The sequence below is a fragment of the Nitrosomonas sp. Nm51 genome (assembly GCF_900111165.1).
Classification (GTDB): Bacteria; Pseudomonadota; Gammaproteobacteria; order Burkholderiales; family Nitrosomonadaceae; genus Nitrosomonas.
Genome location: NZ_FOGH01000021.1, coordinates 20,344 through 33,617 on the forward strand (window position 1 = coordinate 20,344; position 13,274 = coordinate 33,617).

Annotated in this window: 13 protein-coding genes; 10 read left to right on the forward strand and 3 right to left on the reverse strand. The window is 47.2% G+C overall.

Going from position 1 to position 13,274, the window contains the following annotated elements:
* Window positions 1-29: 29 nt before the first annotated feature.
* From mutM to BMY60_RS08650, 4 genes are all read left to right on the forward strand, one after another.
* A complete protein-coding gene (mutM, locus tag BMY60_RS08635; protein ID WP_090332933.1) occupies window positions 30-884 on the forward strand; it encodes a bifunctional DNA-formamidopyrimidine glycosylase/DNA-(apurinic or apyrimidinic site) lyase in 855 nt (284 codons plus the stop codon).
* 118 nt (window positions 885-1,002) lie between these two features.
* Complete coding sequence (gene proC / locus BMY60_RS08640) at window positions 1,003-1,833, forward strand: pyrroline-5-carboxylate reductase (RefSeq protein ID WP_090332934.1); 831 nt, start codon at window positions 1,003-1,005, stop codon at window positions 1,831-1,833.
* A 56-nt stretch (window positions 1,834-1,889) separates the two neighbouring features.
* On the forward strand, window positions 1,890-2,465 hold the full coding sequence (locus BMY60_RS08645; protein ID WP_090332970.1) for a YggT family protein: 576 nt from the start codon (window positions 1,890-1,892) through the stop codon (window positions 2,463-2,465).
* A 500-nt stretch (window positions 2,466-2,965) separates the two neighbouring features.
* Window positions 2,966-3,553: a pseudouridine synthase gene (locus BMY60_RS08650; protein WP_090332935.1), complete on the forward strand. Its 588-nt coding sequence runs from the start codon at window positions 2,966-2,968 to the stop codon at window positions 3,551-3,553.
* A 254-nt stretch (window positions 3,554-3,807) separates the two neighbouring features.
* On the opposite strand, the gene BMY60_RS08655 is transcribed toward BMY60_RS08650, so the two are convergent.
* Together BMY60_RS08655 and BMY60_RS08660 are read right to left on the reverse strand one after the other, a co-directional pair.
* A complete protein-coding gene (locus BMY60_RS08655; protein ID WP_090332937.1) occupies window positions 3,808-5,175 on the reverse strand; it encodes an FAD-binding oxidoreductase in 1,368 nt (455 codons plus the stop codon).
* Between the two features lie 72 nt (window positions 5,176-5,247).
* A complete protein-coding gene (locus tag BMY60_RS08660) occupies window positions 5,248-5,835 on the reverse strand; it encodes a BON domain-containing protein (protein ID WP_090332938.1) in 588 nt (195 codons plus the stop codon).
* A 222-nt stretch (window positions 5,836-6,057) separates the two neighbouring features.
* On the opposite strand from BMY60_RS08660, the gene BMY60_RS08665 reads away from it, so the two are divergent.
* The 5 genes from BMY60_RS08665 (at window position 6,058) to BMY60_RS08685 (ending at window position 10,383) form a co-directional block, all read left to right on the forward strand.
* The gene (locus BMY60_RS08665) at window positions 6,058-6,807 is read left to right on the forward strand and encodes an MlaA family lipoprotein (RefSeq protein WP_256250769.1); all 750 of its coding nucleotides are present in this window, start codon (window positions 6,058-6,060) and stop codon (window positions 6,805-6,807) included.
* 230 nt (window positions 6,808-7,037) lie between these two features.
* Window positions 7,038-7,202: a rubredoxin gene (locus BMY60_RS08670; RefSeq protein ID WP_090332939.1), complete on the forward strand. Its 165-nt coding sequence runs from the start codon at window positions 7,038-7,040 to the stop codon at window positions 7,200-7,202.
* Between the two features lie 3 nt (window positions 7,203-7,205).
* Window positions 7,206-8,357, forward strand: coding sequence for an NAD(P)/FAD-dependent oxidoreductase (locus tag BMY60_RS08675; protein ID WP_090332941.1), 1,152 nt, complete (start codon window positions 7,206-7,208; stop codon window positions 8,355-8,357).
* An 842-nt stretch (window positions 8,358-9,199) separates the two neighbouring features.
* Entirely contained in the window at window positions 9,200-9,502 is a 303-nt protein-coding gene (locus BMY60_RS08680) for a YciI family protein (protein WP_090332942.1), read from the forward strand.
* An 86-nt stretch (window positions 9,503-9,588) separates the two neighbouring features.
* Entirely contained in the window at window positions 9,589-10,383 is a 795-nt protein-coding gene (locus BMY60_RS08685) for a peptidyl-prolyl cis-trans isomerase (RefSeq protein WP_090332973.1), read from the forward strand.
* Window position 10,384: 1 nt separating this feature from the next.
* On the opposite strand, the gene alr is transcribed toward BMY60_RS08685, so the two are convergent.
* A complete protein-coding gene (gene alr, locus BMY60_RS08690) occupies window positions 10,385-11,506 on the reverse strand; it encodes an alanine racemase (RefSeq protein ID WP_090332944.1) in 1,122 nt (373 codons plus the stop codon).
* A 363-nt stretch (window positions 11,507-11,869) separates the two neighbouring features.
* Here alr and lplT point away from each other — a divergent pair, with 363 nt between their 5' ends.
* Entirely contained in the window at window positions 11,870-13,138 is a 1,269-nt protein-coding gene (gene lplT, locus BMY60_RS08695; protein WP_090332975.1) for a lysophospholipid transporter LplT, read from the forward strand.
* Window positions 13,139-13,274 lie beyond the last annotated feature (136 nt).

A 13,274-nucleotide genomic window follows, 5' to 3' on the forward strand; every position in this document is an offset into this window, starting at 1 on the left:
GGACTAAAGCACAGGCGCAGGCTTTTTACATGCCAGAATTGCCCGAGGTTGAGGTGACACGTTTGGGTATAACGCCGTATCTCGAGGGACGACGCATTACACAGGTTATTATTCGGCAGCCGAAGTTGCGTTGGCCCATTCCTGCCGAATTGCCGCATCAGCTGCAAGACCAGGTCGTGGCCTCAGTCAATAGGCGAGCGAAATATCTTTTGCTTGATTGCGGCACAGGCACGTTGATTTTACATTTGGGGATGTCCGGTAGTTTACGGATACTGCAAATCGCTAATTCACAGTCGGTAGCAGCAGAAACGATGGAACCAGAATTTTCTCCGGGTAAACACGATCATTTCGATTTGATTCTGGAGGATGGAGGAGTATTGCGGTTCAGAGATCCGCGTCGTTTTGGCGCCATTTTGTGGCAGCCAGGCTATGTGTATCAGCATCCCTTGCTAAGCCACCTGGGTCCCGAACCACTGAGCGACAATTTCTGTGCAATACACCTGTATGAAGTTTCGCGCAAGCGCAAAACAAATATAAAAGCATTGTTGATGAATAATCATGTGGTTGTCGGCGTGGGTAACATTTATGCCAATGAGGCGTTGTATCATGCGGGGATAAATCCGCGTACAAATGTGGACGGAATAGGGCTTTCCCGTTATGAAAAACTTGTGCAGAATGTTAAATCTGTTTTACGCCAAGCGATTGACGCCGGCGGCAGCAGCTTGCGTAATTTTGTCAACAGTGATGGTAATCCCGGCTATTTTCAACAGCATTACTGGGTTTATGGCCGCACCGGCTTGGCTTGCAGGCAGTGTGAAACAGTGATTGAGCAGATCAAGCAGGGGCAACGATCAAGTTTTTATTGTCCAGTTTGTCAACGCTAGCCCGAACCGCTAGCCCGAACACTTATATGCTGGTGAGAGCAAAGCCGGCTTAGCGACGGGGTACTGTTTTTGAAACGCATGAATGCAAAAATAAACAAACCGAAACGAAAAACAAGCTATGAAAATTACATTTATTGGTGGCGGCAATATGGCATCCGCTTTAATCAGCGGGTTGTTGAAACAGGGCTATTCAGCCGGGCAGATCGGTGTTGTTGAGATTAATGAAGATACCCGTGCCAGGCTAAAAACCATGTTCGGTATTACGGCCGTGGCCGATTTGAAGGGTGGTCTTTCTTCAGCTACGCGCAGTGGCGGTACGCATGTAGTCGTGCTCGCGGTAAAGCCGCAGCAGCTGCAAGAGCTCTCGCAACAAATGAGGGAGTCGTTGGACCGGCAACTGGTTATTTCAATTGCGGCGGGTATTCGCGCTACGGATTTAATGCGCTGGCTGGGTGGTTACCAGCGGATTATTCGGGCCATGCCCAATACACCTTCGCTTGTTGGGGCGGGCGTAACAGGTCTGTATGCTGTGCCAGATGTCATTGAGCAAGACAGGCATATTGCCGAGTCCATTATGGAGGCAGTTGGATCGATACTCTGGGTGGGTGACGAGGACATGCTGCATACTATCACTGCGATTTGCGGAAGCGGGCCGGCGTACGTGTTTTATTTTATTGAATCCATGCAGACGGCAGGGATAAAATTAGGGCTAAGTGAAAACGAGGCCAGAACGCTCGCGTTACAAACATTTCAGGGCGCAGTCAAGCTGGCAAACGAAGGGGACGAGGATGTGGCTGTATTGCGGTCAAAAGTTACGTCAAAAGGCGGAACAACGCAGCAGGCAATTGAAACGCTGGATGCAGGCGATGTAAAAAACAGAATTATTGCCGCTGTTTTTGCGGCAAATGTGCGTTCACGCGAGATGAGCGAGGAATTCGGTAAACTGTGATCAGATATTGATAATAAGTGCTTGTAACCGCAGATAACATGTAAAGGGAACGAATGATGACTAACCAGATTATAATTTTCCTGATAGACACGATTTTAGGTCTTTTTTCCCTGGCGTTATTGCTCCGTTTTTATTTTCAATTGCTGCGCGTGCCGTATTACAACAATATCGCGCAGTTTTTGATTGCTGTGACCGATTTTATTGTACGGCCTGCCCGTCGCTTCATTCCTGGCTGGAAGGGACTGGATATGTCAACGCTGATACTGGCATGGCTGTTTGAGTGCATTATTGTCACTATCGTCTATTTGTATCAGGGCTTCGATTTTGGTGCGAATATGGTTACTGCACCGGGCGTAATGGGTCTGCTGGGCATGGTTGAAATTATCAAGATGACATTGTATATCATATTATTTATGATCATTGCTCAGGCTGTTATTTCATGGATCAACCCCTATAGTCCGATTGCTCCGTTACTCAATACATTCACGCAACCGTTTTTATCTGTTTTTCGCCGGCGTATTCCACCAATCGCTAATGTGGATCTCTCGCCGCTATTCGTGCTGATAGTTATCCAATTGTTACTGATGATCGTTGCCGGCGTACACATGGAAATCAGGTCAATGCTAGACTAGTGCTCTATCAATATGATATAGCCTGGTACAGCGTTACCGTGGTGTTATGCAACAAGGCGCAGCACGCAGGAAAGGAAAGGGTTGCTCCCTTTTCACCTTTTCAAGTACTGTAACGCAGTTGCAGAGCACCACAGCAGCGCCCTGTGGGTGAGCTTGTCAGCGTCCATGGTCTGCGTTGCGCCTTTCGACAATAGAACGGCTATTGCCTGCAAAGCACGCCTTGCCATGTACGCTGACAAACTCACTGAACCCGGCAATATCATATGGATAAGAGTATTAGGATTTGTTCGGGGCAACTGACAGGAAAGATTTGGTGAAAGACGAGAAAATGGCTGCCTGGTTAAGATTGGGTTTATGTCAGAGGCGCGGTAATCATTATAAAGCTTCAGCCGGCATTAGACGAGGCCGCATTAGTGCGTTTGCGCGCAGTCATGTATCCGGAAAAACTATGGGGCGACTATGCCAGTTGACTTTGATGGTAAGCTGTCATCCATTAATTAATGGCACGGTTGATACTATTTAACAAACCCTATGGGGTGGTCTGTCAGTTTTCAGCAGTATCGGGTCATTGTTCGCTAAGAGATTATATTCCATTGCCAGAATTTTATGCGGCCGGTCGATTGGATGCTGATAGTGAAGGGTTGGTCATTTTGACCGACGATGGGCGCGTGCAAAACCGGATCAGTCATCCGAAGTACAAGTTACCCAAAACTTACTGGGTACAGGTGGAAGGCATACCAACGCAAATGGCTTTGCGACAATTGCGTCGAGGTGTGAGGATTAAAGACTATACGACGCGGCCGGCTAAAGCAGATCTGATGAATATGCCGGAAAATCTGTGGCCGAGAACACCGCCTGTGCGTTTCCGCAAACAAATTCCTACGGCGTGGATAACATTAACCATATATGAAGGAAAAAACCGTCAGGTGCGGCGCATGACTGCTGCAGTGGGATATCCGACACTAAGATTGATTCGGTTTGCCATCGGTGATTTTTCATTAAAAGATCTGGCATCCGGTAGCTGGCGCCTGCTGCATATTAACCGGCCTTTGAATAATCTTTTCGAGACTGTTACGCTATCCATATGATATTGCCGGGTTCAGTGAGCTTGTCAGTGTACACGGCAAGGCGTGCCTTGCAGGCAATAGCCGTTCTGTTGTCAAAAGGCGCAACGCAGACCATGGACGCTGACAAACTCACCCACAGGGCGCTACCGCGGTGCTCTGCAACTTCGTTACAGTACTTGAAAAGAGAGCAGCCCTTTCCTGCGCGCCGTACCTTGTTGCATAACACCACGGTAACGCTGTACCCGCCAATATCATATGGATAGGACTACCTGACATCACGGGAAAAGCTTTCCTGGATTTAGGATATTGTTGGGATCAAAAATCTGTTTGATATGTTTCATGAGCGCAAGCGTCGGCTGATCGATTTCCTTGTGGATAAATGGCCGCTTCTCGCTGCCGATGCCATGTTCGCCGGATAAAGTGCCGTTAAGGCGGATCACTAGATCGAAAATTCTGTCCAGGCACTGTTCTGCGCGAGCAGCCTCTCCGGCATCGTCCGGATCGATTAGCAGATTAACATGGATATTGCCGTTGCCGGCATGACCAAAATTAACGTTGGCAAGTTGATACCGTTTACTGAGTTGTTCGAGCGAATTGAGAAATTCGGGCAGTGAATTAACCGGCACCACGACATCCTCGTTGATTTTTTTGGGTGCAATTTCACGCAACAACGGCGACAGAGCTTTGCGCGCCTTCCAGAGTGCAGCAATGTTCTCGGCTCTGTTGGCACCTATCAGGCCGTCCGTTTTGCAGGCGCTCAGAATAGTAGAAACAGTTGTGGCAGTTTCACTTTCAAAGCCGTCCGCCTCGATCATCAGCATAGCATTGGCGTCGTCTGGCAGCATTTCAGGATGGTGATTGCGTATCAGGTTCAATGAACCGGAATCGAGAAACTCAAGCGCGCTGGGCAGTTGCGGTAATGCCATAATTTGCGTAATTGCAGCGGCGCAACTGTTTGAATCCCGAAAATAGGCAGTTATACCGGCGACGGTGCTCGGCAGTGCGGTCAGTTTCAATGTCGCTTCCGTAACCACGGCCAGCGTACCCTCCGAACCGATCAGCAGGCGCGTTAGATCATAGCCGACAACGCCTTTGGTCGTATAACAGCCTGTTTTGATGATTTCGCCAGCACCCGTGACGGCTTTTAACCCCAAGACATGATCGCGCGTTGTGCCGTATTTGACCGCATGCGGGCCGCCGGCACTGGTGGCAATATTGCCGCCAATGCTTGAATACATGGCGCTGGAGGGATCGGGAGGCCAGAAATAACCGTGTGGTTTTGCAACATCCTGTATTGTCTGGTTCAGTACGCCCGGTTCGGCAGTGATGACACGATTGGCGGGATCAACGGATAGGATATTGAGCATGCGCTCCAGTGACAATGCAATGCCGCCTTGCTCTGGCAGACTGCCGCCGGATGTGCCCGTGCCGCGCCCGCGCGGAACCAAGGGGGTATTGTATTGATTGCATAGATTCACAATCGCTTGAATTTCAACAGTGGTCAACGGAAAAGCAACGGCTTGCGGCGGGAAAATTTTGCGGCTGTTATCGTAGGCGTAGGTATAGCATTCTACGGGATCGGTGTATAACCGGTCCGGCGGTAACAAGCTGCTTAAAGCAGATATCAGTTCAGCGGGCAACATCGAGTCAACATCCGGTGATGTTAAAGTAAAAAATTATTAGCCGGTAATTCATGGCGCTCAGGGATCGCCCGCTTAATTCAGATATTCGAATACTTTGACGACTTTTACAACGCCAGATGTTGAACGTGCAATTTCTACTGCGTTGTCGGCTTCTGCGCGTTTTACTACGCCAAGCAGATACACGACGCCTTTTTCAGTGACGATTTTAATATGATTGATTTGGAATTCCCCGGATGCAAGAAAACGGCTTTTGACTTTTGACGTGATAAATGTATCTTTACTGCGGGAGCCCAGTGAGCTTTTTTCGCCAATGGTAATTTCGTTGATGACGTTACGTACGTTTTCAATACTTCTGATCAGTCTGCTGGCTTCTTCTTTCATGTTTTCTGTGGGGACTTCACCGGTGAGCAGAACAATCCGGTTAAAACTGGTGACGTTGATGTTCGCCTGGTTGCCAAACTGTTCATGCAGGCGCTTTGAGCTTTTTAGCTCAATGGATTCATCCTCAATGAAGATACCGCTGGTTCTGCGATCTTCCGCAACCATGGCGCCTGTTCCGGCGCCGGCACCGACACCCACCGCAACCATCGGCGCGCAGCCAGTCAGCGGCAGAAGCAGAAGAACCCATGTTAAACAAGATTTTTTGAAAATAGACTGCATGATTTTTCTCCTGATATGTTCGAAGTTTCCAGTGTTTTGTTTGTTGAGTTAATCGTACATGGCCGGCCAGCATTTTAACCTGCCGATTGTGCTGAAGGACTGGCTGCACGCGTCGCTATTACAGTGTTGATATTAGTTTATCAGTGTAAAACAAATTCACTGATATTTTATTGAACCTGCCTGGCAAATATGGCAACATGCGGCATAAATATCGAAAAATAAATGAATATGAAATCTCTTGCAAAATCTAGAATTATTTTACTGGTATTGTTCAGCGCTTATCTTTCAGGTTGCGCGTCGACACAAAACCAGCCGGACCCTCTGGAATCGATGAATCGGGCTGTTTTCGAATTTAATGAAATAGTCGATGACAAAGTAATCGAACCTGTAGCCAGAAATTATAAGCGTTTCGTGCCTAAACCAATTCAGTTGGTAGTGGGCAATGCTTTTTCTAATGCAAACGATGTTGTAGTGACGGCAAACTCAATTTTACAGCTTAATTTCGAAAGCGCTGCGGCGAGTGCGACGCGCTTCTTAATCAATACTACATTCGGATTGTTCGGTGCGATTGATATTGCCAGCGATATCAGTGAAGCCAGTGATATCAATATCAGTAAACGAAATGAAGATTTTGGTCAAACAATGGGGAGATATGGCGTTGCTACAGGCCCTTATCTGGTGATTCCCTTTTTAGGTCCGAGCACGCTCAGAGATGCCGTGGGTGTTGGTGTGGATAGTTTAGTTGCACACCCGGTAACTACAATTGTTTATCTTAACAGCGTCGATGCGCTGGATGCTGCAATCCGGACACCGGTTGCGGTGGGCATGGCGCTGGATGCGCGTGCACAATTACTGGATGTCGATAAAACGCTGGAAGAGGCTGCGCTGGATAAATATGAATTTGTGCGCGATGCTTATCTGCAACGCCGCGATAGCTTGGTAAACAACGAAGATGTTGAATTGGCAGATTAAACTGACAATTAAGTCGTTTCTTTAGGCTTTATTTCCTGTAATTTTTGAATCCTATAGAGCAGCGTGCGCTCAAAACATACTGGTTTGAGCGGCATCGCTTTATTGCATAGATTTGACTTGATTCATAAATCACTTTCTTATCTTAAATCGGTATGGGCCGATGGTGCGGATGCGTTGCTCAGGTAAAAATTTGTAGATTATCCAAAAGCCGGGCTGGACGATAAAATCAAATGAAAAAATATCAATGTAACATTTGCGGATTTATTTATGATGAATCGGCCGGTGATCCGGCGCGTGGCATCGACGCGGGGACGCGCTGGGAAGATATTCCGGAAAGCTGGAGCTGTCCTGAGTGTGGTGTGAATAAAACTGATTTTGAAATGTTGGAGACTTGATTCATGATGCAGCCAGTCATCATTATCGGCAGCGGTCTTGCAGGTTATGCGGTGGCACGGGAATTGCGCCGGTTAACGGCCGACCGGCCCATTGTATTGATTTCAGCCGATCATGGCGGTTTTTATTCCAAGCCGGTGTTGTCCAATGCGCTGTCAACAGGAAAAACACCCGAATCGATCATTAATGGCGATGCAGAAAAGATGGCGACGCAATTAAATATAACCATTCGCCCGCATACCCGGGTTATGGCTATCGATAACGCCAATAAATCGGTTTTGTTGTCAAATAATGAACGCCTGGAGTATGGCGCGCTTGTGCTGGCTACCGGTGCGGATCAGGCGAGACTGCCGCTGCAGGGAAGTGGCGTGTCAAAGATTCTTACAGTCAACGATGTGGATGATTATAAGCGTTTTCGTGACGCAATCGCTGATAAGAAAAGAGTCGCAATTATTGGAGCGGGTTTAATTGGTTGTGAATTTGCAAATGATCTCTCTGCAACGGGGTATCAGGTCGATGTGATTGATATTGCATCTCAACCGCTAGGACGGTTGTTGCCACCCGAGGCGGGCGCTTACTTGCAAAAAAAACTGGAAGACGTTGGCGTCGTTTTTCACTTAAATGCATCGGTGCAGTCAGTGAATCATGCCGAAGATCTGATACAGTTGGTACTGACAAGTAATGAGCAAATCAAGACAGAGATCGTGTTGTCCTCTGTCGGTTTAACACCGCGTGTCGATCTGGCGCAGGAGACCGGGCTGCTCGTCAGGCGTGGCATTGTTGTGAATCAGATGTTGCAAACCAGCGATGAAAATATTTATGCGCTGGGCGATTGCGCCGAGGTGTTGGGAAAAGTGCTGCCTTTTGTAATGCCGATAACCCATGCTGCCCGGGCGCTGGCGGCAACACTGGCTGGAAATCCAACGCCTGTGCTTTATCCGGTCATGCCGGTATTAGTCAAAACACCCGCCTGTCCTACGGTTGTTGCGCCACCGGAAGCGGGCCAGGCAGGAGAATGGCAGGTTGAGTCGGATGCGGATGGCGTAAAGGCAGTTTTTCAGGACGATGCCGGAAATCCGCTGGGGTTCGCACTTCTGGGACAGGCAACCGCACAGAAGAATGATCTGGCGGGGAGGCTGCCCCCGGTTCTGGGATAGCCACAATAGTTTGTTAATATGCAACCAGCTTGCTCTTAACGCAATAGCCGGTATGCCAGTTTCGCCTGACGATGAAATTTTTTGACGGCTGTCATGCAAATAGGATGGATTAAGCTGTGCCATCACTGGATAAAATAACATGTGATGAATCAATTTGATCGGGAAGCGCGGTTTAATAGTGCAATGCTGGCTTTCCGGAATGCGATGTTCATAAAGTAAAAGCACGTTAGTGCTGTACTGGCTGCTTGCCGAGATCCTGGGCACGTCAAATGACCGCGTTACCAAAAATTTTATCCGGATATTATTGGAAAAGCTGCTGATACTCCCGTCCCAGGTAGGTGTAGCAGAAACTTAATTTAATCTGGAATGTTTTTTCGTGCCTATGGGTTGTGATAATTTATATATCGCTTTCCGCTTTATTGTGAACACACGAAGTAGCACGCCAGTTGTTGGCGATGGGATTGATGGTGTGCTTCTTTGCGTAGCAGACGGAGCTGGTGGGAAAGTTTTTTCGTACCTTGAAACCTGTGGAAGTTAACCTGTATATTGCGTCAGCTGCTGGAATTTAAACGCTGAGCGGTGTTGAATTGAGCGTGTTCGCGACCGCAGATACAGTTATTCTGCGGCATAGGGAGCATATGCGTTCAATCCAAGACAGGGCAAGTTAAAAACCGGCAAGTGGGTCCGTGGGTACAAACTGTACGAATCCATGAAAACCAATTAGCATAAAGTTGCAGGCCAAAATCTAGCGTACTACTGCAATATTCGGTTAAGCTGCATACCGCCGAAACAGTAATGCCGGATCACGGAAGAATTGTAAAACAAGATAAGTGGGAATTAAGATGCTATATGTTATTTATGCAGAGGATGTGCCTGACAGCCTCGAACGAAGAAAAACTGCGCGTGGCGCCCATTTGGAACGGTTACAACAGTTGCAGGAAGCAGGACGTTTGTTGCTGGCCGGACCGTATCCATCGATTGATTCACTGGATCCGGGTCCAGCCGGTTTTTCCGGCAGCTTGATTGTGGCTGAATTCGAATCCTTACAGGCAGCGAAAGACTGGGCTGACATCGATCCTTATGTTACGGCGGGTGTTTATCAGACAGTAACGGTTAAACCGTTTAAAAAAATTTTTCCAAACTGACGCCATTACGTTTATTGGTATTTGTTGCATTGAAGCGTATACTTACCGCCAGCATATTATCCAAATTTTTTCAGAAAGGAAACTACATGCGTTTGACTAAATTATCGCGATTATTAATTATTGGTTCTTTTGGTTTCGTGGTCATGACGGTTCATGCCCAGTCAACATCGACAATGGCCACAGTCAACGGTGTTGCGATTCCGCAATCACGCCTGGATTTAATGGTTAAGGCAAGTGGCGCTCAAGGACAGGAAGATGGGCCGGAATTGAGAAAGGCGCTAAGAGAAAATTTGATAACGGAAGAAATTCTGACACAAGAAGCGATTAAAAAAGGGCTGGACAGAGACCCCGATGTGGTCTCACAAATTGAAATTGCCAGACAGGCGGCTTTGATCCGTGCGCTCCAGGCAAATTACATCAAGAATAATGCGGTTGGTGAGGACACGCTGAAACGCGAGTATGATATGCTGAAAGTGCAAATGGGCGACAAAGAGTATAAAGCACGGCATATTCTTGTGGAAAGTGAGAGTGAAGCCAGAGATATTATAGCAAACTTGAGAAAGGGTGGTAATTTCGCCAAAATTGCTGAAGAAAAATCAATCGATGATGGCAGTAAATTAAATGGCGGAGAGCTCAATTGGAGTCCTGCTGCGGCTTATGTCCGACCTTTTGCAGAAGCACTGGCCAAACTTGGAAAAGGAGAGTTGACAGATAATCCCGTTCATACGAATTTCGGCTGGCATGTCATAGAACTGATTGATACGCGACCGATGGATGTGCCGCCATATGAGGAGGTCAAAGAAAATATCCGTCAACGTGTGCTGCAACGGGAATTTGCTGCATATGTACAGGAATTGCGCGGCAAGGCTAAAGTCGAGTGACTTATTTGGATTCCAGACAGGCACGGGGGAGGCTGCTTTGAGCATCTTCTTTCAAGGTGTCCAGCTGTACCCGTGTCGACAGTGCGCTGAGCAGTTCGTAACTAATAGTGTCGGATGCGTGTGCAATATCTTCAACGGGTAAACCGTTTCCCCAAAGTGTTACCGGGCTGTTGATTGGTGTGTCGGGCAATTCTGTCAAATCAACGGCAAGCATGTCCATCGAAACTTTCCCAACCAAACGGCTTTTTTGATTGTCAACTAACACCGGCGTGCCCGTTGGTGCGTGGCGTGGATAACCATCTGCATAGCCACATGCAACGATGCCGATACGCATGGGCCTGTCAGCCTGGAAATTGCCGCTGTAGCCTACAATGTCGCCCCGTTTTAAAGAATGGGTGGCAATGATTCTGCTGGTTAATGACATTACGGGTTTTAAATTGAAGTCGGCGCCGGTATGTGTTGCAAAAGGTGAGGCGCCATATAACATCAGACCCGGACGAACCCAGTCCCGGTGTGCTTCCGGATAACGGATAGTTGCGGCTGAGTTGGCCAGCGAGCAGGGCAATGGGATCGCGCGGGTGGCTTGGTCGAAAACCTGTAATTGGCCTCGGAATCGTGCATTGTTAGGGATGCCATCAGCAGTTGCAAAATGTGTCATCAGTGATATCCGCGATACGGCGGGATTGCTGGATAACTGTTCAATGACAGCGGGAAACCGTTCTGGTGCAATCCCTAAACGGTTCATGCCAGTATTGATTTTAATGAAAATGCTCAACGCCTGAAGTTTGCAGCCTGTTAGCATCGCAAGTTGTTCATCATGGTGAATGACCGTGCTGAGCTTGTGTTTTTCCAGTAACATCAATTCCTGTGTCGAAAAAAAGCCTTCCAACAGCAAAATGGGGTGCCGAATGCCGGCATCGCGCAAACATATTGCAGCCTCCAATTCAAGTAGTGCAAAGCCGTCCGCGTTTCTTAATGCATGAGCGGTATGTAGTAACCCGTGTCCATAGGCGTTAGCCTTGATGACGGCCATGATTTTGGCTTTGGGGGCATATTGGCGTGCTATGGACAGATTGTGCGTTAACGCGGATAAATCGATATAAGCTTTAATGGGGCGTTGCATCAGGTTTTATTCACTGCAGTAAGTTACTGTATGTCACTATTACAGCTTTCAATTTTTCGGCAATTCCAATTCTGATTTCTTTTGGTTGCTTGATTGAGATTGTGTAGAATGCAGTCCGGTGTTAATTTGAATTCGCTTGCAATAAACGTGACACTAAAGTCTATTATGATAATCCATATTGACTGGTTTTCGTACTGACTTTTATTGAGCCAATTGTTTTGTTGAATTTTTCGCCTGCAGTTGAACACCTTTTATAGTTTTAAGATGCATGGTGTATGTCTTGTTACCGTTTCATGGTATAAATCTATTACAGACAATCTATTACGTATTAAAAAAACAATAACATTTTGAGAGGTGAAAAGTTTGAACCGCGGTTTTTACACCATTATGGCTGCGCAGTTTTTCTCTTCTCTTGCCGACAATGCACTGCTGGTTGTTGCCATCGCATTACTGATCGAATTGCATGCGCCTGCTTTTCTGATACCGTTACTCAAATTTGTTTTTGTATTGTTCTATGTCATTCTTGCTCCTTTTGTAGGTGCATTTGCCGACTCCATGCCCAAAGGCAGGGTAATGTTTATCAGCAATACCGTCAAAGTATTGGGTTGTATTCTCTTGTTCTTTGCCGTGCATCAGTTTTCTGCACTGGCCGCTTACGCCGTTGTCGGGCTCGGTGCGGCGGCCTATTCGCCTGCAAAATACGGCATATTAACCGAATTGCTGCCACCCGAGGAACTGGTTATTGCCAACGGTTGGATAGAAGGGTTGACCGTTGCCTCAATTGTGCTGGGCACAATGCTCGGTGGGATATTGATCACGCCTGTTGTGTCACAAATGCTGCTGGCTTTTGAATTCCCATTCATTCATTCAACTACGGAAATGAGCATTTCTATTGTGGCTGTTATTTATTTTCTTGCTGCAATTTTTAATTTATTTATTCCAAATACCGGTATTGATCACCGCATGCCGAAGAAAAACCCGTTTTTCCTGATTCAGGAATTTGCGCACTGCGTGAAATTGCTATGGACGGATAAACTCGGGCAGATATCTCTGGCGGTAACGACGTTATTTTGGGGCGCAGGCGCAACACTGCAATTTATCGTTATAAAATGGGCTGAAGTGGCACTGAATTATCCATTGAATAAAGCTGCACAGTTGCAGGGTATCGTCGCACTTGGCATTGCGATAGGTGCTGTAATGGCGGCGCGAACAGTATCGCTGAAAAAATCATTATCGGTTATTCCGCTCGGGTTCGCTACCGGCCTTGTAGTGATGTTGATGATAGTTGCCCATGATCTTTGGCTGGCAATAATTTTTTTGATCGTGATCGGCGGTATGGCTGGCTTTTTTGTAGTCCCCATGAACGCACTGTTACAGCATCGCGGTTATATTTTAATGGGTGCGGGCCACTCGATTGCGGTACAGAATTTCAACGAAAATTTGAGTATTCTCATGATGTTGTTGCTGTATGCGCTGTTGATATATTTCGAAGTGCATATTTATGTTGTAATCGTGCTGTTTGGATTGTTCATGTCGGTCATCATGGCGTTGGTGCGCAAATGGCATATGTATAACCAAAGTAAAGAAGACTCGCTGCATTTGATCGGCACGCGCAAGATTCACAGACACTGATGGTGATGGCGCAGGTACCAGCATCTCAATTAACCTGGTTGCTTTTACCGGTGAGCAACTCAATCCGATTTAATAGTCGCTTGAAATTTTAGCGTGTTCCCCCACGTTGTGATCAGTGACCTTTTTGGGAGAAATG